At 68.7% G+C, this 21,420-nt stretch carries 19 protein-coding genes; 4 read left to right on the top strand and 15 right to left on the bottom strand.

Annotated features, from left to right (window positions below):
- The first annotated feature begins 137 nt into the window (after positions 1–137).
- The gene (locus tag OV207_RS04955; RefSeq protein WP_267553041.1) at positions 138–1,199 is read left to right on the top strand and encodes a YihY/virulence factor BrkB family protein; all 1,062 of its coding nucleotides are present in this window, start codon (positions 138–140) and stop codon (positions 1,197–1,199) included.
- Between the two features lie 63 nt (positions 1,200–1,262).
- Here the strand turns inward: OV207_RS04955 and OV207_RS04950 are convergent, their stop codons facing one another.
- From OV207_RS04950 to OV207_RS04925, 7 genes are all read right to left on the bottom strand, one after another.
- Complete coding sequence (locus tag OV207_RS04950) at positions 1,263–1,751, bottom strand: hypothetical protein (RefSeq protein ID WP_267553040.1); 489 nt, start codon at positions 1,749–1,751, stop codon at positions 1,263–1,265.
- Between the two features lie 44 nt (positions 1,752–1,795).
- Entirely contained in the window at positions 1,796–2,425 is a 630-nt protein-coding gene (locus OV207_RS04945; RefSeq protein WP_267553039.1) for a hypothetical protein, read from the bottom strand.
- A gap of 14 nt (positions 2,426–2,439) precedes the next feature.
- Positions 2,440–3,237, bottom strand: coding sequence for a hypothetical protein (locus tag OV207_RS04940; RefSeq protein WP_267553038.1), 798 nt, complete (start codon positions 3,235–3,237; stop codon positions 2,440–2,442).
- A gap of 26 nt (positions 3,238–3,263) precedes the next feature.
- The gene (locus tag OV207_RS04935) at positions 3,264–4,826 is read right to left on the bottom strand and encodes a DUF4041 domain-containing protein (protein WP_267553037.1); all 1,563 of its coding nucleotides are present in this window, start codon (positions 4,824–4,826) and stop codon (positions 3,264–3,266) included.
- A 27-nt stretch (positions 4,827–4,853) separates the two neighbouring features.
- Positions 4,854–5,132: a DUF4011 domain-containing protein gene (locus OV207_RS37745; RefSeq protein WP_420715178.1), complete on the bottom strand. Its 279-nt coding sequence runs from the start codon at positions 5,130–5,132 to the stop codon at positions 4,854–4,856.
- A 143-nt stretch (positions 5,133–5,275) separates the two neighbouring features.
- Entirely contained in the window at positions 5,276–5,743 is a 468-nt protein-coding gene (locus tag OV207_RS04930) for a DUF6210 family protein (RefSeq protein WP_267553036.1), read from the bottom strand.
- 98 nt (positions 5,744–5,841) lie between these two features.
- Complete coding sequence (locus OV207_RS04925; RefSeq protein WP_193428699.1) at positions 5,842–7,440, bottom strand: ABC-F family ATP-binding cassette domain-containing protein; 1,599 nt, start codon at positions 7,438–7,440, stop codon at positions 5,842–5,844.
- A 292-nt stretch (positions 7,441–7,732) separates the two neighbouring features.
- Here OV207_RS04925 and tgt point away from each other — a divergent pair, with 292 nt between their 5' ends.
- The gene (gene tgt, locus OV207_RS04920; RefSeq protein WP_193428700.1) at positions 7,733–8,902 is read left to right on the top strand and encodes a tRNA guanosine(34) transglycosylase Tgt; all 1,170 of its coding nucleotides are present in this window, start codon (positions 7,733–7,735) and stop codon (positions 8,900–8,902) included.
- A 147-nt stretch (positions 8,903–9,049) separates the two neighbouring features.
- Positions 9,050–10,237 carry a nuclease gene (locus OV207_RS04915; RefSeq protein WP_267553034.1) on the top strand — a complete coding sequence of 396 codons (1,188 nt, stop codon included), beginning with the start codon at positions 9,050–9,052 and terminating at the stop codon, positions 10,235–10,237.
- Here the strand turns inward: OV207_RS04915 and OV207_RS04910 are convergent.
- Entirely contained in the window at positions 10,218–10,778 is a 561-nt protein-coding gene (locus OV207_RS04910; RefSeq protein ID WP_267553033.1) for a sugar O-acetyltransferase, read from the bottom strand. The two genes, OV207_RS04915 and OV207_RS04910, sit on opposite strands and share 20 nt — an antisense overlap.
- Positions 10,779–10,929: 151 nt before the next feature.
- Between OV207_RS04910 and OV207_RS04905 the strand changes: the two genes are divergently transcribed.
- Positions 10,930–11,703, top strand: a complete 774-nt coding sequence (locus tag OV207_RS04905) for an HAD family hydrolase (RefSeq protein WP_267553032.1) — start codon at positions 10,930–10,932, stop codon at positions 11,701–11,703.
- Positions 11,704–11,760: 57 nt separating this feature from the next.
- On the opposite strand, the gene OV207_RS04900 is transcribed toward OV207_RS04905, so the two are convergent.
- The 7 genes from OV207_RS04900 to OV207_RS04870 all read right to left on the bottom strand — a co-directional run bounded on the left by OV207_RS04900 (position 11,761) and on the right by OV207_RS04870 (position 21,405).
- Complete coding sequence (locus OV207_RS04900; RefSeq protein WP_267553031.1) at positions 11,761–13,551, bottom strand: OmpA family protein; 1,791 nt, start codon at positions 13,549–13,551, stop codon at positions 11,761–11,763.
- 60 nt (positions 13,552–13,611) lie between these two features.
- A complete protein-coding gene (locus OV207_RS04895; RefSeq protein ID WP_267553030.1) occupies positions 13,612–16,920 on the bottom strand; it encodes a kelch repeat-containing protein in 3,309 nt (1,102 codons plus the stop codon).
- A gap of 272 nt (positions 16,921–17,192) precedes the next feature.
- Positions 17,193–17,465, bottom strand: coding sequence for an NAD(P)/FAD-dependent oxidoreductase (locus OV207_RS04890; protein WP_267553028.1), 273 nt, complete (start codon positions 17,463–17,465; stop codon positions 17,193–17,195).
- Positions 17,419–18,588 carry a hypothetical protein gene (locus OV207_RS04885; RefSeq protein ID WP_267553027.1) on the bottom strand — a complete coding sequence of 390 codons (1,170 nt, stop codon included), beginning with the start codon at positions 18,586–18,588 and terminating at the stop codon, positions 17,419–17,421. Before OV207_RS04885 ends, OV207_RS04890 begins: the two co-directional genes overlap by 47 nt.
- A gap of 124 nt (positions 18,589–18,712) precedes the next feature.
- On the bottom strand, positions 18,713–19,684 hold the full coding sequence (locus OV207_RS04880; protein WP_267553026.1) for a type VI immunity family protein: 972 nt from the start codon (positions 19,682–19,684) through the stop codon (positions 18,713–18,715).
- Entirely contained in the window at positions 19,677–20,411 is a 735-nt protein-coding gene (locus tag OV207_RS04875) for a hypothetical protein (protein WP_267553024.1), read from the bottom strand. Before OV207_RS04875 ends, OV207_RS04880 begins: the two co-directional genes overlap by 8 nt.
- Positions 20,412–20,415: 4 nt before the next feature.
- Positions 20,416–21,405, bottom strand: a complete 990-nt coding sequence (locus OV207_RS04870) for a hypothetical protein (protein ID WP_267553023.1) — start codon at positions 21,403–21,405, stop codon at positions 20,416–20,418.
- Positions 21,406–21,420 lie beyond the last annotated feature (15 nt).

Here is a 21,420-nt window from a genome sequence, read left to right as displayed (position 1 = left end):
GCCGGGGCTTGTCGTTCCTGACGTCCTGCGCGGTCAGCAGGCAGGGAGGCAGGCCCTGTCCACGGGGAGGAAGCCAGTCAGGGGATGGAATGCCCAATCTCCTCCGAGCGGTCGCGTCGTACCTCGGAGGAGACGGCATGGTTTTGCCCGGCAAGGGAATGAGTTGGAAGGAGTTCTTCAAGTCCCTCAAGGCCGAGTGGGGGCGGGACAACGTGGGCAACGTGGCGGGGGCGCTGACGTTCCAGGGCATCCTCGCGCTGTTCCCGTTCCTGCTGTTCCTCGTGTCGCTTGCGGGCGTGCTGATTGATCCGCGTCAGGCGCAGCTGCTCATCCAGGAGCTGTCGCGCGTGGCGCCCCAGGAGGTGACGAAGATCCTGGGCGAGCGCCTGGAGGCGCTGGCGAACAGCAACCCGGTGGGGCTGCTGACCATCGGTGGTGTGGGCGCCATCTGGGCGGCGTCGGGCGGCATCGTGGGGCTGATGGAGGCGCTCAACACGGTGTACGGCGTGGAGGAGAAGCGCCCGTTCTGGAAGAAGCGGGGCATCGCGCTCCTGACGACGCTGGGTACAGCGGTGGTCGCGGTGCTGGCGGCCATCGTCGCGGTCGTCACGCCGGCGGTGGCGAACAAGCTGGGCGAGCCGCTGGGGACGGTCGTCATGTGGCTGCGCCTGCCGGTGGCCGGGTTCCTGATGATGTGCCTTTGGGCCGTGCTGTACTACGCGCTGCCGGACGTGAAGCAGAAGTTCAAGTTCATCACGCCGGGCTCGGTGGTGGGCGTGCTCATCTGGGTGGCCGCGTCGTGGGCGTTCTCCATGTACGTGGCGAACTTCGGCTCGTACGACGTGAACTACGGCGCCATCGGCGGCGTCATCGTGCTCCTTCTGTGGATGTGGATCTCCGCGCAGGTCATCCTGCTGGGCGCGGAGATCAACGGCATCCTGGAGCACAAGTCGCCGGACGGTAAGTCGCCGGGGCAGCGCGATCCGGACCAGGCCGGGGCGAACGTGACGAAGTCGGAGGCGGAGGCGGAGGGCGCGGACCTGCCCGGCGCCACCGACTTCCGACCCAAGCCGCCGGTGCCGCCGTACGGCACGGCGCCGGTGCCGCTGAGCAAGACGCCCCTGGCGGCGGCGGCGAAGGTGGCCGCGGGCGTGGGCCTGGGCGTGTTCCTGATGCGCCGCAAGTCCCCGGTGCGGTAGGGCCTGGGACACGGTGCCTGACGACGGCGGGCGGTCTCCTCGCGGAGGCCGCCCGTTGGCGTTTCAGGGCAGGGGCGTGGTGACGTAGTCCTTCCCGTCCGAGTGACAGCCGTGGCAGGTGTCGTGGGCGCGGCCGTAGTAGTTGTTGTCGTAGTTCGGGGCGAAGCCCTCGTAGAAGAGCCAGGTGTCCTTGCCGGCCCCGTCGGCGATCTTCACGTCCAGCGCGTGGCCCCGGAGGGTCTTGCCGTCGCTTTCGAACATCTCCTTGACGAGGATGCTCCCCACCGGGTGCGTGGCATTGCCATCGCGCAGCGAGCCCACGACGCGATCATTGAAGAAGACGCGGACCTTGCTGCCGTGGGGGGCGCGGGTCTCGTGGATGGTGGGCTCCGCGAGCCACGACTTGTAGCGACCGGAGCGTACGAAGTCGGTGATGCCCTGCTCGGAGGTGTCGAGTTCCTCGACGACGCCCAGGCCTTCATCCACCGACGACGAGGGGCCACAGGCGCTGGTGAGCAGCAGGACGGAGGTCAGCAGGAGGCGTGGGTGCATTCCTGCGTTACGCGCGTGCGCCCGGTGGGGTTACGGGGGGCTGCTCAATGCTCTGAATAGGTGTGGGAGAGGAAGAAGGTCAGCGAGGTGACCACCTCGGGGATGTCGATCTCGAACCAGCCCCGGTTCAGGTCCGCAGGGGTGACCTGGTAGTGGACGGTGCCGAATTCGTCGTCGAGGGAGAAGTCATCGACGTCGAAGATGGAGATCTCGATGGGGTTCTTGAGGAGGTTGGAGGACACCACCTGGCAGCTCCCCGAGGACCACCGGGGCTCCAGGCTCTGGACGGTTTCTGTCCGAGAGCGCTCGGGGGCGGAAGGGCAGCGCATCTCGACGACGACATCCGGCGGTGAGCCATCCAGGTCCCAATCCGGATCCTCATCGTCAAACGGGTCATGGTCGAGGATCGAAGCGCGGATGGGCTGCACCCGGGTGCGCATCACGCCCACGATGCAGGTCTGCTGCTCCAGGTGACAGACCGAGCCGCTGGCACAGCCCTCACACGCGGCACCGCCCCCGGGGCCGCAGGCATCGTCGCGCTGCTCGCGGATGCACTCGGCCTCCGCCGTGCAGCACCCGTCCCGGCAGTTGTCCGGGGTGCACTCCGAGGGCCCACAGGCAGGGAGCAACAGCGCGCAGGTCAGGGCGAGGAGGACGGAGGCGAGTCGATTCATGACGGTTCAGGGACTCACTTACTCCAACGCAGCAGCTTCGCGCGAGCCGTGTCGGAAAGTTGGGTCACCACGAACTGTTCGAGCAGTGAGGGATCCGGCTCCTTGCGCACGGGCTCCACCATGAAGTCCCAGGTCTCGAAGTCGTCCGCGTCTTGGAACAGGATCAGCCCCACTCCCATGCGCTGCGCCTCCGACGTGAGTCGAGCGATGTCCGAGTCGTCGGGGTTCTCCGGCGTCTCAAACAGCGCGAAGGCATGCGTGGCCGTTCTCGCGTGCGCGGCGGCCTCGAAGACGCCGGTGATGTTGAACTGCCAGCTCGGCTTGATTTCGAAGGTCCAGATGTCGAAGGTGCGGCCGGGCCAGTGAGTAAAGGTCCGCATGCTGATGGCGGTGATGTCGGGGCGGGTCCACACGCCCCCTGTCTTCTTCCCGCCCTGGTTCGCGGTGATCTCGATGTGGAAGTCGTGCAGCCCGCGCTCCTTCGTCCACTTCTCGTGCAGCACTTCCAGGCACGGGGCGTAGAGGTTGGCCTCCGCTCCCTCTTTGGGCTCGGGAGGAAGCTCCACGATGCTGCCGGTGAAGGGGTTCGTGTCGGAGGGTTTGATCTCCTTGACGATGTTGACGCTGCCACCGCGCCCCCGGCCTCGGAGGATCTGTCCATCCTCGATGAGCTTTTCGCGCAGCCGCCAGTACTCGGACTCAGACCAACCCAATTGGTTCATCAGGTTGGTGTTTCCAGAGGAGCCTCCGTTCTCGATCAAGACCTCGAGGAACTTCCGGCGCTGGGCTTCATCGATGGGTCGTCCTGCCATGGAAATGTCTCCTTGCGCTGGCTGCATCAAGCCACAGCCCGGATGGATTTGCTTCGCTCCTCCTCAAGGAGCGCCAATGTCTTGCGATACTCAGCTGCTTCCGCGAGCTGGGTCAGCTCGAACTCCCCGTGGTGCTTGCGCACGGCGGCGGCGATCTCCTCCAGGCTGACGCGGAAGAACTCCTTGCGCTCATTGATGCGATTGACGCGCCGGTCCGTGAACGTGCGGTGCAACGCGCTCTCCAGCGCGGGTGCATCCGAGGTCCGGATGATGGCGTGGACGTCGAACTCGAAGGGGACGGAGGCATCCCCCAGCTCGTCGATGCGGTCCTGCGGCACCAGCCGTCGCGTCATGCCCAGCTTGTAGACGCCCTCTCCGAACGAGCCGATGTTGGAGATGACGTAGACGTGCCCCGTCCGCGTGAGCTGCGCCTGAGAGATGGCCCGCTGCTTCTCCAGGTCTTCGGCCACCCTCCGCTCCAGCTCCGCGATGCGCTCCAGCATCCGCTGCTGCTCGGGGCCCTTGGCCTTTTCGTAGTCCAGCCGGGCCCGGGCCAGGGCCTCCGCATCGCGCTTCGCTTCACGCTCTGCTTCCAGCTTCGCCTTCTCCAGCTCTCGCTGGGCGGCTTCCTCCTCCCGCATCTGCTCCCGGATGCGGCGCTGCTCGTCTCGTTCTCGCTGAAGTCGCTCCGCGTACTCATAGGCCAGCCGCAATTCATCTGACTTGAGTGAGACGTAGCTGCTCGCGATGGTGCAGTGTTGTGAATTCGTTAGATCATTGATTGCGTCCGCTGCCTTTTTGAGGCGAGCTTCCATCGTCTTGATGTTTTTATAGGTCACCTTGGCGATGCAGGCGTCAGCCTCGCCGTTGAAGGCTCTGAGCATCAGCTTCAGTGTGCGATCAATCTGCTTCTTGCCCTCGGCTTTGCTGCCGTTGACCTCCCATTGGATGGCGCACGTTGCTGCGTGTTTGTTCTGCAGCATGGACTTCTGTGACTTACGGATCTCGTCCAGGCGCGACTCATATTCGGCCACGGTGGAGAAGGCATAGACTGGCTTGTAGAAGGCGCAGGCCAGTAGGATGGTTTCCTCATCCAGAGGGCGAAGCTCTTCGCGCAGTCGTACGATGGATTCTTCCAGCTCGTGGCATTCCATGCGCAGTTGCTGGCGTTTTGCCTCTGCATCAGCAACGGAGCGCGCGGCGGCCACGGTTGCCCGCGATGCATCTTCGTGCATGCGGTGACAGGCTGCGGCAACTTGCTTCCGCTCGGCAGCGATGGCTCGTGATGAATCCGCTTTCGCTCGAGCGAGCTGGGCTTCCAATCGCGCTTGTTCGTCCAGCCGTTCTCTGGCAGCTGCGTTGCGGGATTGAGCCAATTCCTGGGCTGCGCGATGTCGCTCGGTCTCAAGTGCAGCCGTCGCGGCCTCTTGCGTCAGAGCAATGGCATCCTTGAGCCGTCGCTGTTCGGCCTCCAGATCCACAATGGGCCTGAATCGCTCCTGTTCGGCCCGTAGCTCGCGCCTCGTCCGGCTCGCCACTCCCGCGAGAATCAGGACCAACAATCCCAGCCCGATGGCAACGATCGACATGGAGTTCCCCCACGGCAGCGGGAAAGTCTAGTTCAGGCACTCAGCGAACGCATCTGCCCCTCGGCGGGAGGGTCTTCGCGGACCACCACGGGCAGCTCTGCCGCCTGTTCTTCCTGTAACAGCATGTCCACGCGCGCGATGGTTGCTCAGCCGCTCGAAGATGAGGCCGGGGAGTTCATCCACCAGCCGCAGCGACGTCCTGGAGGTGTGCCGGAAGTGGAGGAGCCGGTTGGATGCGCTCAGGTCCAGGAGCCGCGTGCGCTGCCTTTCAAGCTCCTTCAGCAGGACCGGATCTTGCGGAGTCATGGGTGCGTGCCCCTCCCCGGGTCGTCACGGGGAGGGCGACCTGGCACGCGGTGTTCTGACGCATTCCGCAGGGTGGGGGCATCCCCCGAGAGGGGTATGGACACGCCACGGAATTCAGCGTGGCGTCGTCAGGGCCCGATGACTCAATCGCAGTTTTCAAACACCAGGATGCCTGGGCCGTACGGGGTCAGCACGGGGACCCACGCTTCGGTGACTTCATCCAGGCGCTCCCGGTCCAGGGCCAGGTGGAGTCTCTCACCCAAGACCTGATCGGGGTGGGTCGCGTGCCACATCGGAACGCGGCTGACGAGGAGGGCCAGTCGCTCGAAGTGCGAGGGCGTCCAGACCTCACGCATGTAGGGATGGCCCCGGAACCCTTTCTTGAAGAAGTCGAAGAGCGCGTGCTCCACGTTGAACACTTCATCGTCGTCTGGATCCAGGCTCAAATCGACGGAATGGAGCGGAACGAAGAAGCCCTCTGCCCACCGCATTTCGTTCAGGTGCCCGTCGCACTGGTTCCCATACATCACACCCGTGGGGGCCTGGACGATGACGCCAAGCCCAAAGGGCCGCAGGCCATCCGGGTTCAAGAAGACATAGTGGGGCACCATGGCTCCCTCCTCGTAGCACTTCAAGCCCACGAAAATCGCCGCCTCGCTTCCGGGCACTCCGGAGGCGGGCGGCGATGGGTCCTTCGCTTGAACGAGGCCTACCGGCGCTTCATCGCCGCGTCCGCGTGCTTCTCGCGGAACTCGGAGTAGGGGCCGTTGAAGTCGAGCACTTCCTTGCCCGCCTCCATGCTCCAGATGCGCGTGGCGACCTCGGAGATGAGCTCCTGGTCGTGCGTGACGACGATGACCGTGCCCTCGAACTTCTGGAGGCCTTCGGCCAGCGCCGCGATGGACTCCAGGTCCAGGTGGTTCGTCGGCTCGTCCAGGATGAGCACGTTGTCCTGCATGATCATCAGCTTCGACAGGAGCACGCGCACCGTCTCACCACCGGAGAGCGTGTCCGTGTTCTTCATCCGCTCCTCGCCCGAGAACAGCATCCGGCCCAGCACGCCGGAGATCTCCTCGTTCGTCAGCTTCTCGCTGATCTCCCGCAGGTAGCCGAAGCAGGTCGTGCCCTTGTAGATGACCCCGTGGTGGTCCTGCGGCAGGTAGCCCACCGACGCCTGATGGCCCCAGGTGATGGTGCCACCGTCCGGCTCCGTCTTCCCGGCCAGCATCTTCACCAGCGTGGACTTGCCCACGGCGTTGCGGCCGATGACACAGATGCGCTCGCCCTTGCAGACCAGCCCGGTGAACGGCTTGATGACCTGCACGCCGTCGTAGGACTTCTTCAGGCCCTCGAACATCAGCGTCTGCCGGCCGCTGACCACCTTCTGGTCGAACCGGATGAAGGGCCGCGCGATGTTCGAGCGCTTCAGGTCCTCCGTCTTCAGCTTGTCGATCTGCTTGATGCGGCTCTGCACCTGCGAGGCGCGCGTGCCGGCGTGGAAGCGCGCCACGAAGTCCTGCAACTGGAGGATCTTCTTCTTCTTCTCCTCCGTCTCCGACTCCACCCGGGTCCGCAGCTGCGACTTCTGCCGGACCATGTCGTCGTAACCACCCGTGTACTGGATGATGGTCTCGTAATCGATGTCCGCGATGTGCGTGCAGATGGAGTTCAGGAAGTGCCGGTCGTGGCTGATGGTGATCAGCACGCCCTCGTAGTCGTGGAGGAAGTTCTCCAGCCAGCGGATGGAATCAATGTCCAGGTTGTTCGTGGGCTCGTCGAGCAGCAGCCCGTCCGGCTTGCCGAACAGCGCCTGCGCGAGCAACACGCGCAGCTTCAGGCCGCCGGTGAGCTGGCGCATGGGCTCTTCGTGGAAGGCCTCGTCGATGCCAAGGCCCGCCAGCAGCGTGGCCGCGTCGCTCTCCGCGGAGTAGCCGTCCTCTTCCGCGATGACGCCTTCCAGCTCACCCAGCCGGTTGCCGTCCTCCTCGGTGATGTCCGACTTGGCGAGCAGCTTGTTCTTCTCATCCATCGCCGCCCACAGGTGGCGGTTGCCCATCAGCACCACGTCCAGGACGCGGTCGTTCTCGTAGCGGAAGTGGTCCTGGCGCAGGATGCCCAGCTTGCGCGGGCGGATGATGTCGCCCATGTCCTGCTCCTCGTCACCGGCGAGGATCTTCATGAAGGTGGACTTGCCGGCACCGTTCGGTCCGGTCAGGCCGTAGCGACGGCCCGGCGAGAAGGCGACGTTGACCTCCTCGAAAAGCTTCTTGGGCCCATAGGCCTTGGAGACGTTGATGACGTTGAACATGGCGGCGGCTTGTAGCGGAAATGGCGCGTCCACCAAAGACGCGCGGTGAATCCAGGCCCGGTGGCGTACCGGAGAGCCCAATGTAACCGCCGGCACGCCCCGGAAATGCCGGCTTCCCACCCCATTTCAACCCCCCCATGCCCCCAGGGGCGACCCGGGCCCCCGGGTCCAGGTAGGGAAACCCGCCCCCTGGCCGGTGGGGAGGGCCGGGGCCGGCCTCCTGGAGACCGGGCGGGCGTTCCGGCGGAAGCGGGTGCCTCCTGGCGGGCGCCACGGGTATAAGGCCCCGACAATGGCCGTCCGCTTTGAACTCCTGAACACCGACCCCACTGGCGCCCGCTCGGGCATCCTGCACACCCGCAAGGGGTCCTTCCCCACGCCGATGTTCATGCCGGTGGCGACCCACGCGGGCTTCCGCCACCTCGGGATGGAGGAGGTGAAGGAGACGGGGGCGAAGATCCTCCTCGCCAACACCTACCACCTGATGCTCCGCCCCGGCGCGGAGGTGTTCGAGCGCTTCGGCGGCATCCACCCGTTCATGGGGTGGGATGGCGCCGTGCTGACGGACTCGGGCGGGTTTCAGATCTTCTCCCTGCCGGAGGACCGGCTCATCACGGAGAAGGGCGCGCACTTCCGCAGCTTCTACGACAACAGCCGGCAGCTCCTGAGCCCCGAGTCCAGCATCGCCATGCAGCAGGCGATCAACTCGGAGATCATGATGGTGCTGGACGTGTGCATCGACTCGCGCACGGACGAGGCGGGCACGCGCGAGGCCATGGAGCGCACCCACCGCTGGGCGGTGCGCAGCCTGGCCGCGAAGGAGAAGCGCTCCACGGGACAGGCGCTGTTCGGCATCGTCCAGGGCGGCGTGCACCCGGCCCTGCGCGACGCGAGCGCGGAGTTCCTCACGAAGCTGCCCTTCGACGGGTTCGCCATCGGCGGGCTGGCGGTGGGGGAGACGAAGGTGGAGCGCGACACGATGACCGAGCGCGCCACCGCGTCCCTGCCGCAGGACAAGCCGCGCTACCTCATGGGCGTGGGCACCCCCACGGACCTGCTGGAGGCGGTGCTGCGCGGCGTGGACATGTTCGACTGCATCATCCCCACCAAGATGGCGCAGCAGGGCTACGCGTACACGTTCCAGGGGCTGGTGCGCATCACCCGCCAGGCGTACCGCCTGGAGGACGGGCCGCTGGATCCGGAGTGTGACTGCTACGTGTGCAAGCGGTACTCGCGCGGCTACCTCCAGCACCTGATGCGCGGCAAGCACCACCTGGGCTCGCGCTTCCTGTCGGTGCACAACGTGCGGCACTACCAGAAGCTCATGGAGCGCATCCGCGAGGGCATCCTGCGCAACGGCTACGCGCAGACGTACCGCGAGCTGAAGGCCGCCGTGGCCACGCCCAAGGACCTGAAGGACGAGGCCGCCGCCACCGCGGTCACCCTGAAGGACGTGGGCTGAAGCCCCGGCGGTGGGCGCGGGCGCGCGTCCCGTCGTCCGCCCCCCGACCGGGTTGGGCGCCAGGGTGAAGGCCGGCGCGGTGCGGCGCCTGCGGGCGGGTTAGCCTGGGGAGCCCCGGGCGCGCAGGTGTCCGGCCCTCTTCGCCGCATGGACTCCCGCGTCGCCACCCTCCTGAGCCACGTTCGCGCGCAGGCCGAGAACCGGCCCGGCGTGTACCGCATGCTCGGGCCCGCCGGGGAGCTGCTCTACGTGGGCAAGTCCGTGCGGGTGCGCACGCGGCTCCTGTCGTACTTCCGCGCGGACGAGGGCGAGAAGGCGGCGGAGATCATCGCGCAGGCGCACCGGGTGGAGTGGGAGTACACGGCCAGCGAGTTCGCGGCGCTCCTGCACGAGTTCCGGCTCATCAAGGGCCACCGGCCGCTCTACAACGTGGAGCACAAGAAGGACCGCGCGCACTGCTTCCTGCAACTCACGCGGGAGGCCGTGCCCCGGCTGCGCGTCGTGGCGCAGCCCGGCGGCGGTGGCAACGCGGAGTACTTCGGGCCCTTCCACGGCCGGCACACCATGGCGGAGGTGGTGCGCGCGGTGAACGACCTGCTGGAGCTGCGTGACTGTCCCTCCGACACGCCCATGCGGCTGGCGGACCAGTTCCAGCTCTTCGCGATGAAGGACGACCCCCGGTGCATGCGGGGCCAGACGGCGCGGTGCCTGTCGCCCTGCGCGAGCGGGTGCACGCAGGCGGAGTACCTGGCCCAGGTCGCGCTGGCGCGGGCGTTCCTCAATGGCGCGTCGGACCGGCCGCTGGTCATCCTGCGCGAGCGCATGGCGATGGCGGCGCGGCGGCTCCAGTTCGAGTACGCGGCGGAGCTGCGCGACCGCGCCGAACGGCTGGAGCACGTCCAGGCGTGGATCGTCGAGCTGGGCCGGACGCTGCGGCGGCTGTCCCTGATCTACACGGTGCGGGGGCAGGGCGGCGGCGAGGACCGCACGTACGTGCTGCGGCGGGGGCGGATCCGCGCGGAGGTGCCCGCGCCCCGGACGGACGAGGAGCAGGCGGCGCTGGAGGCGCGGGTGCGGGACATCTTCGCGTTGCCGGAGCCGGAAGCCATCGGCCTTCGTGCCCAGGAGGCGCAGGAGGTGATGCTCATCGCGAAGTGGTTCCGCCTGCACCCGGATGAGCTGGAGGGCACGGTGCCGGCCTCTGCGCGCACCGGCGAGGCGGCGGCGTCCGAGGAGGCCGCCGAAGCGCGGGCCGAGCTGGCCCGGACGCTGGAGCGCACCGTCGAGGGGCCGGGTGGGGAAGCGCCGGGGCCCCCTAACGCAGCTGCCGGATGACGCGGCAGGGATTGCCCGCGGCGAAGACGTAGGGCGGGATGTCCCGGGTCACCACGCTGCCAGCGCCGATGGTGGTGCCCTCCCCGATGGTGACGCCCGGGCAGATGATGGAGCCGCCGCCAATCCACACCTTGGCGCCGATGGTGATGGGGCGCCCCAGCTCCGGGCCCTTGATGCGCTCGTCCGCGTCCAGGGGATGTGTGGCCGCGTAGAGCTGCACGCCGGGGCCCATGAACACGTCATCCCCCAGCGTCACCGGATTGCAGTCGAGGATGACGCATTGGAAGTTCATGAACACGCGCGCGCCCAGCCGGATGTGCGCGCCGTAGTCGCAGAAGAACGGGGGCTCGATCCAGGTGCCTTCGCCCACCGCGCCCAGGAGCCGGGTCAGCAGGTCCGCGCGCTGCTTCGGCTCGTCCTGGGTGGACTGGTTGTACTCGCGCAGGAGCTTGCGCGCGTGGGCCCGCTCGGCCATCAGCTGGGGGTCCGTCGCGAGGTACAGCTCGCCCGCGAGCATCTTCTCCTTCTCGGTCCGTGCCATGCCGACAGGGTAGGCATGAAACGCGAGGGCCTCCACGGTGCAGTGCGCAACCTCCTGTCATGCACGGACAGGGGTCCATGGTGAACAGCCGGCGTGGAGCCCGTCTCTGGAAGGGTGACACCGCCTACGGGGGCCAGGGAGGATGGCGGACATGAGGATGGAACAGGTCGACGAGACGCTGGAGCGCATCCGCCGCGAGGTCGCGCGGACGCCGGACGGGGTGCTGGCCTTCGATGGGGACGGCACCCTGTGGAGCGGGGACGTGGGGGACGATCTGTTCCTCGCGCTGCTGGAGCACGGCGGTGTGCGGCCCGAGGCCCGGGTGGCGCTGGAGCGGCTGGGCGCCCTGCACGGCGTGGAGGCGCACCCGGACGTGGTGACGCTGGCGCGCGGGCTGTTCGCGGCGTTCGAGGCCGGACGGCTGCCGGAGAAGGACACCTACGAGATGATGGCGTGGGTGTTCGCGGGCTGGCACGCGGACGAGGTGCGCGGCTTCGCCCACGACGTCGTGGCGCGAAAGGGCGTGGCCGGCCGCATCCATCCGGAGGCCCTTCGGGTGGTGGAGTGGGCGCGTGGCCAGGGCGTGGACTGCTATGTCGTCAGCGCGTCTCCGCGCGCGGTGGTGGAGGCCGCGGTGCGCGAAGTGGGCCTGACGGCGGAGTTCGTGCTGGCCTGCACGCCGAGGGAAGAGAACGGACGGCTGCTGACATCCGTCTTCGATCCCGTCCCCTACGGCCCCGGGAAGGTGAGCTGTCTGCGGCAGCGCACGGACCGGCCGCTGTGCGCCGCCTTCGGTGACAACGTGTTCGACCTGGACCTGCTCGCGGCCGCGCGCGTCCCGGTGGCCATCCGCCCCAAGCCACGGCTGCGCGACCGCGCGTCGGAGCTCCCGGCCCTGGTGCAGTTGCAGCCCGAAACGGCCTGAAGCACATGGCGGTGGAGCGCGGCCCCGTGGAAGGGGCCGCGCCCACCGGATGCAGCGCTACTTGACCGCGCCCGACACCGGGACGAACTGCACCCGGCGGTTCTCGCTCTTGCCCTCGGGCGTGTCGTTGGTCGCCAGCGGACGGTCGGGGCCGAAGCCCTTCGCCTCCATCCGGGAGCCCGCGATGCCCTTCTGGATGAGGTACGCGCGCACCCGCTCCGCGCGCTGCTGGCTCAGCGTGCGGTTGAGCTCATCCGGACCGCTGTTGTCCGTGTGGCCCTCGACCCGGATCGTGAGCTGGGGGTTCGCCTTCAGGTAGTCCGCGATGGCGTCCAGCTGGCGCTGCTCGTCCTCCTGGAACTCCGCCAGGCCCGACGGGAAGCGGACGTGGTGCTCCAGCGGCGACTTCGTCGGCTTCGCGGGGGGCGGCTCCTCGGCGGGGCAACCCCGGTTCTCCGCGGTGCCGGCCTGGTTCGGGCACGCGTCCTCGCCATCCGGGACGCCGTCCTTGTCCTTGTCCTTGTCCGTGTCCTTCACGGGGCAGCCACGGTTCTCCGCGGTGCCGGCCTCGTTCGGGCACGCGTCCTCTCCGTCCGGGACGCCGTCCTTGTCCGTGTCCGTCACGGTCGCGGGGCAGCCGCCGTTCTCCGGGGTGCCAGCCTCCTGCGGGCACTTGTCCTCGTCGTCCGGGACGCCGTCCTTGTCCGCGTCCGGCGCGGGGCAGCCCTGGTAGCGCGGCAGGCCCTTCTCGGAGGAGCACTTGTCCTCGCGATCCACCACGCCGTCGCCGTCCGAGTCCGTGTCCGGGCAGCCGCCGTTCTCCACCGAGCCGGCTTCCAACGGGCACTTGTCCTGGCCGTTGCGCACCGAATCGCCGTCGTCATCCTGGTCCGGGCACTCGGCCGGGGTGTGGCTGCGGCCGCTCTGGCACTTGTCCTCACGAGGCGGCTTGTGCGCGTACGCGATGCCGCCCGCGATGCGGAACGACGGCGTGCCCGGGATGTCCGTGAAGCCGTGGCCACCGATGGCGAACGCCTCGAAGCCGGAGCCGCCCAGGGGCAGGCGCAGGCCTCCCAGCAGCTCCAGCGCGAAGTCCGACTCCACCAGGGACTCGGCGGCCTGCAACGCGACCTCCGCGCGCAGCCCCTCGCCGCGCGTCGCCACCACCACGCCCTGCTCCAGCTCGGTGCCCACGTCGCGGCCGGGCTCGACCTCGCGCGAGCGGATCCGCACGCCCGCGTTGGCGCCCAGGACCACGGGGCCCACCTCGCGGCTCACGGCCACGCGGGGCGCGAACTGGAACCCCGCCCAGCCCTGCTGCCGGCCGAACGCGTCCGCGGTGCCACCCGGAATCCCGATGTCCAGGCCCAGGCCGAGGAACACCGGGTCTCCGTCCTCGCGGCGCAGGAGCGCGTAGCGCGCCCCCAGCTCCGGCGTCCCCAGGCCGAAGGACTTCGGCTCCGACACGCCGACCAGCGACCCGGCGCCGCTTCCTGCCTGGTGGATGATCACCGGCAGCTTCGCGGACAGCTCCAGGTTCTGGATGGGCGACCACGCGCCCGCGAGCCAGCCGGAGGTCCGGTAGTGGATGATGGAGCGCTCCAGCCCGTCGCTGCCCTTCAAGAGCAGGATGCCGCGCTCGTGGTGGGCCATGAGGAGCAGGCGGTAGCCGCCCTCGGGGAGCACGTTGCCGGTGTCCACCAGCATGGAGTCCGTGCCCGCCGGGGTGAAGCGCAGGCGCTCCAGGTCCAGCGGGACGAGGGGACCGGTGGTCTGCCCGAAGGCAGCGGGTGCGACGGCGGTGGCCAGCAGCGCGGCCAGCGCCCAGCTCTGAGCCTGGGTACGCAAGGGGAAGTCCATTCGAGAAAGGAAGGGGCGTGCGGGGCGTTTGGATCCGTGGCGCATGGCTCAGTGCACCCCGCTGACGGTGCGACGGCGGCGCAGACCGCTCCACGACGCGAGGACCGAGAGGAGCGCCAGCGCGGGGAGCGCGCCATTGCCGGTGCCCTGGCAGCCGCCACCTGCGATCTCCACGACGGTGGCCTGGACTCGCACCTGGAACGTGCACTGGGAGGAGTTACCGGCCGCGTCCGTGGCCGTGACGGTGACCTGCGTGGCCCCCGGCCGGAAGGCGCTGCCCGACGCGGGCGAGGACGTCACCGTCGGCGGCGAGGAGACGGTGTCCGTGGCCGTGGGCTCGAACGTCACCACCGCGCCGGAGGGCTCGCTCGAGACCACCGACACATCCGCCGGGCAGCTGACGGCGGGCGGCGTGGTGTCCTGCACGATGACGCGGAACGTGCATGAGACCTGGGAGCTGGGGAGCGTCGCGGTGACGGTCGTGGTGCCCACGGGGAACTGGTCGCCCGAGTCCGCCGAGTAGTCCACCAGCGCGCCGACCTGATCGGGGACCGCGGGCGGATACGTCACGATGGCGCCATTGGCGCCCGTCGCTTCGGCGGTCACGTCCGAGGGGCAGGTGAGGCCCGGGAGCGGCCCGGCCGTGACGGTGATGGACACGGTGGCCACGTTGCCGTCCTGGGCGCAGTCGCGGGCCCGGAAGGTGAAGCTGTCGTCGCCCACGTAGCCCGGCGTCGGGGTGTACGTGACGTTGGGCGGCGTACCGCTCAGCGTGCCGTGCTGGGGCGGGGTGACGACGGTGAAGCTCAACACCTGGCCCACATCCGGGTCGGTCCCGGTGAGGATGATGGCCGCGGGCGTGTCCACCGCCGAGGTGACGGTCTGATCCAGCGCCGTGGGCGCCTGGTTGGCGACCACCTGCACCATGCGTCCGCCGGGGATGGCGTTGGCGAAGACGGAGAGCGCGTAGGTGCCCAGCGGCGTGCCGGCGGGAACGGTCACCGTCGCGCGGGTGGAAGAGAAGTCGGAGCTGGGGAGCGTCCAGAGGCGACCGCCCTCCGCGGCCTTCAGGCGCACGAGGGGGAAGTCCGTGGGGGAGTCCAGGTAGCCGCCGCCGCTCGCGCCGGAGATGCCGCGGAACAGGAGGCCTTCAAGGACGGTGGGGCAGGCGGCCACCAGGGTCGCCGGGTTGTTCACCACCGGCTTCCACGCGGGCTGGGCGCCGGTGCCCTCGAACAGCTGGGCGCTGGGCGCGCCCGAACCTCCCGCGACGATCACGTTCCCCGACGGAAGGGCCACGGCGATGAGGCCTCCCGTTACAGCGGGGGCGTTGGTGGTGCTCCACGCGCGGGTGGTGGGATCGTAGAGCTCCGCCGAGTCGGCGTAGTCGCCATTGAGGGTCAGCCCGCCCGCGACCAGGACCTTGCCGGAGGGCATCAATGAAGCGGAGTGGAGGTAGCGCGCCTGCGCGAGCGTCCCGGCCGGGGACCACGCGTTGGTGCCGGGGTCGTAGAGTTCCGCGGACGTGAGTTCCACGAAGCTCGCGATGCCCGCCACCGCCAGGACCTGCCCGGAAGGCAGCAGTGTCAACGTCAGCTCGTCACGGGGTTGGGCGAGCGCCGCCGCCGGAGCCCAGGTGTTGGTCGCGGGATCGTACAGCTCCGCGGAGGCAAGGGCTGCACCGCCGGTGTCATGACCGCCCACGACGAGCACCCGACCATCGGTGAGCAACACGGCGGAATGCGCGCCGCGTGCGGCGGCGAGGGGGGACGCCGTGGCCCAGGTGTTGGCCGTGGGGTCGTACAGCAACGCGGTGTTGAGCACCGTCGCGTTGCGCTGACCGCCCACGACGAGCACGCGTCCATCGGGAAGGAGGGTGGCGGTGTGGAGGTGACGCGGAGCGGGGAGCGGGACCACCGGCTCCCAGACGTTGGTGTCGGGGTTGTAGCGCTCGGCGGAGTCCACCGACGTGTTCACGTTGCGTCCGCCCAGGAGCAGCACCTGACCCGAGGGCAGGAGGGTCGCGGTGGCGCGCTCGCGGGGAGAGGCGAGGTCGGGCGTGGGGGTCCAGGCGTTGGTCGTCGGGTCATACACCTCCGACACTGCTGACGAGCCGATGTCCGAGCGGCCCCCGGTGACGAGCACCCGGCCCGTGGGCAGCAGCACGGCCTGGGGATCCGTGCGGGGCGTGCCCATGGCGCCAGCAGGAGACCAGCGGTTGACCGCGGGGTCGTAGAGTTCGGTCTCCGCGTAGAAGGTGAGGCTGGGGGCACTGGTGTATCCGCCCGTGACCAACACCTTGCCGGTGGGCAGCAGCGTCGCCGTGTGGTTCTCGCGGCCAATGCTCATCGCGCCTGCGGGGGTCCACGTGCCCGTGCCGGGATCATAGATTTCCGAGACGATCTGCGGGGCCGCGCCGGTGCCAGGGGACCCTCCGGTGACCAGGACCCGCCCATCGGGCAGCAGCGTGGCCATGTGGCCCGAGCGCTCGAACGCGAGGCTCGCGGTGGCGGTCCAGGTGTTGGCCGCAGGATCATAGAGTTCCGAATGGGGGGAGACCCCGCCGCTGGTGAAGCCGCCCGCGAGCAGCACGCGTCCATCCGGCAGCAGGGTGCTGGTGGCGTAGTGCCGGGGGACCAAGGGGGGCGCCGCAGCGGACCAGGTGCCGGTCGCGGGGTCATAGAGGTCCGCGCCGGGCACTTCGCCTGCCTGATTGAAGCCGCTCACCGCGAGCACCCGCCCGTCCTTCAGCAGGGTGGCGACGTGCGCGCTCCGGCCCTGGGGCATGGCGCCCGTGGGGAGGAACGTGTTGGTCATGGGGTCGTACAGTTCGGCGGAAGCGAGCCGGATGCCGCCAGAACCGGTGCCGCCCGCGACCAGCACCTGTCCCGAGTTCAGGAGGGTGAGGGTGGGGAGCCCACGGGTCTGCGCCATGTTGCCCGTGGCGGACCACGTGCCCGACGCCGGGTCGTAGATGCGTCCCGAGGCGGACCCATCGCTCATGACGAGCACCTGTCCGCTGGGGAGCGGCAAGCCCAGGGTGACGTTGCCCTGGATGCCGGAAGCGCCCGCGCCGCGCCAGGCACCGGTCGCCGGATTGAAGAGTTCCGAGGCGGTCACGAAGCCGGTCCGGTTGACCCCGTTGACGACCAGGAGCTCACCGGAGGGAAGCAGGACGGCGGCATGCTGTGCGCGCTCGCTGGCCATGGGCGCGGTGGCGGCCCAGCCCGGGGGCGAGGCGAGGGGGGCGCGCGTGGCCCCTTCACCCGGGGGGTGCTCCTTCGTGCCGCAGGCAAGAAGACTCAAGCCCGCGACGAACACCAGGACCCTGCTCCAGACAGCGTTCTGTGACCGCATCGACGACACTCCGATCCGCGAGGCCGGAACGAACGCGACCGCGTCCGCCCGCCGTGAACGACCAGGGAGCGCCTTACCAGTGGGGTGGGTCCACGGGCAACGCGTGAGAAAAATCCTTCACGGTTGATCCAGGCGCCGGGCGGTGCCGGGCGATGCCTCCGGTGGGTTTCCGTCCTACGCGGAGGTGGGATGGCACCGGAGGCGTGACGTTCCGGTCCGCAGCCGCCGCTGACCGGGCCACGGTCGCGAGGGAAGGCTTCGCGGTGCTTCCCTCACGGCTCGCGGAGCGCGCGGCGACGCCAGAACTCCTGCTCGGGCCAGCGGCGCTCCAGCGCGTACCACGCCGCCAGGTTGCGTCGGTACGCGGCGTCGATGTCGGCCAGGGTCCCGGCGTAGTCGCTCGTCGCGGAGGGGTCGCCGGAGAGCGCCCGGTCCGTGGCCTCCGCGGCGGCAAGGCCGGTGAACAGGGCGTTGAACAGGCCCTGGGAGGAGAGGGGATCAAAGCTCAGCGCCGCGTCCCCGGCCGCAAGCCAACCGTCGCCCACGGGGGACACCAGGACCGAACCGTGGGCGGTGATGACGCCGGGTGTGCCCGTGTCCTCGAACCGCGTGTCGGAGAGCTGCGCACCCAGGGTGGGGGAGCGCGCCGCGTGGCTCCGCAATCCGGCCGCCGTGCGCAAGGCCTCCGCCGCGGGGAGGTCCGCGTCGGAGTGCCAGGCCAGCACCCGTCGGCCGTCCGGCAGGGGCGCGGATGACCGCCTTCACGATGCTGTCATCCCGTGGCTCGGGCCGGACGCCGGGCCGGGGGGGGCCGGGCCGGGGTTCGGGTGCGCCCTTCAGGGGCTGGCCATTGGCGCGGTGCCGGGCCGCGGCGCCCGCGGCGTAGACCGCCTTGCGCACCACCGCGATGGAGGATGCGTCGCAGGGGGCGTTCTCCGGCGGGGTCCGCCAGATGTTGAAGGACAGGCCCTGGCCGTAGTCGGCCTGTCCGCGCTCACCGATGTCCTGGCGGGGCAGCACCAGCGTGGCGATCTGCACGAACGGGCTCTGCTTCTCCGACCAGTCGTCCATGGCCCGATCCAGCGGCATCGTGGACGGGTGGGTGCGGCGCTGGATCATGAACCGGAAGCGATAGCCGTCCCGCGAGAGCCGGTGGGCCATGTCCGTGGCCAGGTAGTCGGGGGCGTCATCCGGCACGTCCTGGGGCGCGGTCTCCGGCTCCAGTCTGTATTTGACCACCTCCTTGCCCAGCTTGAACGGGAGGATGGCCCAATAGGTGCTGGTGAGGACGCTGCCCCACGGCGCCGTCATCGCGTCCAGCACGGCCTGGGTGTCGGGGTGCTGTTTGAGATAGCCGGGATAGTCCTTGAGGACGACGCCCGCATAGGTGAACTCACACATCGCCTTCGCGTCCTGCACGAAGAAGCGCGGGAAGTTCTGCAGGATGAGGTCCGCGGTGGTGCCCGGCTCGCCCAGCCCGTTCGCGCCAGGAACTCCGAACAGCTTGATGCCCACGCCCAGCGTGCTGCCCAGGTCCGGATCGGTGGGGGAGGTGTCGCTGGAGAACCGCACCCAGGCTTCCATCCGGTCCTGGGCGAAGATGCCTACCCGCAGCTTGCGGTCCACGCCCGGAAGGACTTCGAAGTGGCCATGCGCCACTCGGAGCATGCGATGGATTGACGGCGCGTGAACAATGGCAGACGTCTTGATGCGCGGCAATCCGGACGGCCTCCGTGGGAAGAGGCCCAGGGGCGCCGGACTGGGGGACGCGCTGATGACGGCCATGTCCCTTTCAGTCGAGGAAGCGGCGCCACCAGCGGCGGGCTTCCGCTTCGGTGAACCCATCCCAGGTGTTGAAGGGGCGGAAGGGTTGGAGCCAGGGCTCCAGGACCCGGGCGAGTTCACGGTATGCCAACAGCGGTTCATCCAGCTTCGTGTCTCCGGCCAGCGGGGCCGCCCCGAGGCTGACCACCGCGCGTCCCCCGGTGAGCTCCTGGACCGTGGTGTCTGGGGCGCTCAGGCGCGAACGAAGCGTCTGGGCACCGCCCACGGCTTCGAGGACGGAGGGTCCCAGGAAGTTCAGCCAGTGCACGCCGTCGATCTGGTCGCCCAGGTCCAAGGTGGCGCCTGTGTTCGGTACGTCCCAACCTGGATGCCGGATCAGCTCATCCTTGAGGATGGGGAGGATTCTTGAGCGACCCCGCGTAAAGGAGAGCGACAGTCCGGCGTGGCCCGTCGTGGAGGGAAGAAGCTCCGCGAGCGCCAAGGCGAGTTCTCGTAGCTTGTCGGGGCCGTGGTCCGTGAGGAAGCGAATCGGGACACTGACGCTCAGTTCGCTGAGTTCGGGCGATGTCTCACGCCAGGGTAGCCGGGCCCAGTAACTGAATTCATAACCAGAGGGCTCAAACGTGTCCCCGGTCAAACGTACTCCGGTATCAAACCCTCGCTTGGTCAAGATCCAAAACCAGGTGGAGTCCTCGTCCATGTCGTCGAGAAATCCAAAACGAGGCGTTTCCAGGTGCTTGCGGATGCTTGCCCAGGCGGGGGCTGTGAGCGGGAATGGATCTTCGTTGATATCGGGGTTGTGACCCGTCGTCAGTTTGCTGCCATCATCTCCAATGTTCTGGAGGTAGATGTCGAGCAATTGCTGCATGAGCGGGGCCAAGGCCCTGTGGTCATGTGGCAGGTAGAAGATGACTCGTGCCACGATCTGCACCCGTGGGAGCTGCTCGGCGAAGTGCTCCGATGAGGAGTATCTAGTCACGAATGACTCCCAGTTGAGGTGTGATGATCGCGGGATTGCACTCTCCTCCGATTTGCTTGTAGCGACCCATCTGCCGTTGCGTGGCGGAGTTGTCGCGCGGATTCTCCTTGCCGGCCTTGGTGCATGGAAACTTGAAGTCGTAGATGCACTGGACCTGTCCTGGCTGGCCTGAGGCGTGAATCGCGAAATCCGGCTTCATGGATCCCGGCCGGCGGTCCGTTAATGCGTATTCGCCCGGTTTGCCGTTGGGGCCATAGCGTGGCTCAATGGAGATGTTGTCGGGAAAGAGTCGGAGGATTTCCTGCTGGGCGCACATGAAAGCGCGCTCGTGTTTCATCCTGCCCAGCTCCGTCTTGCGGGTGATGGGGGCGCCCTCTTTGTCCTTGCCGATGAGCCGATTGCATTCGGCATCATCCGGGATGACTCCCTTTCCGTACTCCCGCTCGTTGATCTTGAAATGCGCCTCCTTCGCGCACTCCACCAGCAGGTACTCAATCCTCGCCACGTCCGCGGCCTCCAGGACGCGCAGGGTGGCATGGGCAGTGGTCGCCGCCCTCGCGGCACGCCCTGCCCACGGCAGGATGGCGTCATTGCCCGTCTGGGTGTAGCAGGCGGGATTGCGAAGACAGATGTTCGTCGCGGAGTCCGCGCCCTGGCCGAAATGGCCCGGCCCCGAAGCGCAGGACAGGCAGAGCAGGGCGGCCAGCCCACCCAGCCACCGGCTCAAGCCCTCAGTCATCCTCTTCGTCCATGTCATGCGCGGCCGCATTGAAGAGGCCGAACCCTCCGGCCTCCTCCCGCGTGATTCCCGCCCGCCGCAGCGCAGGCGAATCCCGCGTCTGTCCCACCGCCATCCAGCGCGGCGCGGCCAGCAGCACCCCATGCTTTGGCAATGCCGGCAGCAGGTGCTCCAGGTCGTCGAGGATGAACTCCGCGTGCCCCACGCCCTCGGGCTCGCGCAGTCCTTCCGGGGAATGCCATGGGCCTCCGTCCAGATGGCCGAACGGAAAGCTCTCCGTCCCGCTCGCGCCCCCGTACCCGCCCTCCAACAACAGCCGGACCCGCTCCGCGCTCCCCGTCACCGTGGGAAGGCAGACCTGCGTCAGCCAGGTCCACGTCGCCGTGCCCTGCTCCACGGGCCAGTCCAGCTCCACCGTGTCGTCCGCCTTCTCCAGCAGCGCGTCGATGTACGCACACGCCGCCCGGGGCCCCAGCACGCCGCCCCGCCGCGCCTCCTCCGCCGCCGCCTCCCACAGCTCCTCGCGGTAGTAGTGCGCGAAGTAGAAGCCGGGCTCCACCAGCTCCGCCTTCGCACCGCGCGGAAGCTTCGCCAGCACCAGGCCGCTCGACAGGTACGCCGGCCCCGTGGCCCGGGGATGGAACTGGCTGAAGGCGGCACGGAATGCCCGCACCGCCACGCCTGCTTCCTCCGTGGACTCCATCCCGTCCGGGCACCCCGCCCGCAGGTGGAAGTCATCGAAGCGCAGGAACACGTCCACCCCGATGCCCATCGCGTTCTGGCACAGCGACTCCAGGCACGCCGCCAGCGGATGCCCCGCGCCCACCCGCTCCGGGGCCTCCCACGCCGCCGCCGTGATGGCCCGGGTCCGCGCGTCCACCCGGAGCGCCAGCCGCACCCGGCCCCCCTCGCACGGTGCCTCCCCGTGGCGCACGTCCTCGCCCTCGAGCCGGCCCCGGTGTTCCTGCGCTGGAATCGTCATGCTAGGCAGCCATCC

It is taken from the genome of Corallococcus sp. BB11-1 (assembly GCF_026626625.1).
In the GTDB taxonomy this organism is placed as follows: domain Bacteria; phylum Myxococcota; class Myxococcia; order Myxococcales; family Myxococcaceae; genus Corallococcus; species Corallococcus soli.
Note: the sequence above shows the minus strand (reverse complement) of the source record. Positions and strands in the feature narration are given on the sequence as shown.

What these genes read in the sequence shown, in the direction of transcription:
- OV207_RS04955 (WP_267553041.1), top strand. Translation starts at nt 138, where the DNA reads ATGGTTTTGCCCGGCAAGGGAATGAGTTGGAAGGAGTTCTTCAAGTCC.
- OV207_RS04950 (WP_267553040.1), bottom strand. Translation starts at nt 1,751, where the DNA reads ATGCACCCACGCCTCCTGCTGACCTCCGTCCTGCTGCTCACCAGCGCC.
- OV207_RS04945 (WP_267553039.1), bottom strand. Translation starts at nt 2,425, where the DNA reads ATGAATCGACTCGCCTCCGTCCTCCTCGCCCTGACCTGCGCGCTGTTG.
- OV207_RS04940 (WP_267553038.1), bottom strand. Translation starts at nt 3,237, where the DNA reads ATGGCAGGACGACCCATCGATGAAGCCCAGCGCCGGAAGTTCCTCGAG.
- OV207_RS04935 (WP_267553037.1), bottom strand. Translation starts at nt 4,826, where the DNA reads ATGTCGATCGTTGCCATCGGGCTGGGATTGTTGGTCCTGATTCTCGCG.
- OV207_RS37745 (WP_420715178.1), bottom strand. Translation starts at nt 5,132, where the DNA reads ATGACTCCGCAAGATCCGGTCCTGCTGAAGGAGCTTGAAAGGCAGCGC.
- OV207_RS04930 (WP_267553036.1), bottom strand. Translation starts at nt 5,743, where the DNA reads ATGGTGCCCCACTATGTCTTCTTGAACCCGGATGGCCTGCGGCCCTTT.
- OV207_RS04925 (WP_193428699.1), bottom strand. Translation starts at nt 7,440, where the DNA reads ATGTTCAACGTCATCAACGTCTCCAAGGCCTATGGGCCCAAGAAGCTT.
- tgt (WP_193428700.1), top strand. Translation starts at nt 7,733, where the DNA reads ATGGCCGTCCGCTTTGAACTCCTGAACACCGACCCCACTGGCGCCCGC.
- OV207_RS04915 (WP_267553034.1), top strand. Translation starts at nt 9,050, where the DNA reads ATGGACTCCCGCGTCGCCACCCTCCTGAGCCACGTTCGCGCGCAGGCC.
- OV207_RS04910 (WP_267553033.1), bottom strand. Translation starts at nt 10,778, where the DNA reads ATGGCACGGACCGAGAAGGAGAAGATGCTCGCGGGCGAGCTGTACCTC.
- OV207_RS04905 (WP_267553032.1), top strand. Translation starts at nt 10,930, where the DNA reads ATGAGGATGGAACAGGTCGACGAGACGCTGGAGCGCATCCGCCGCGAG.
- OV207_RS04895 (WP_267553030.1), bottom strand. Translation starts at nt 16,920, where the DNA reads ATGCGGTCACAGAACGCTGTCTGGAGCAGGGTCCTGGTGTTCGTCGCG.
- OV207_RS04885 (WP_267553027.1), bottom strand. Translation starts at nt 18,588, where the DNA reads ATGCTCCGAGTGGCGCATGGCCACTTCGAAGTCCTTCCGGGCGTGGAC.
- OV207_RS04870 (WP_267553023.1), bottom strand. Translation starts at nt 21,405, where the DNA reads ATGACGATTCCAGCGCAGGAACACCGGGGCCGGCTCGAGGGCGAGGAC.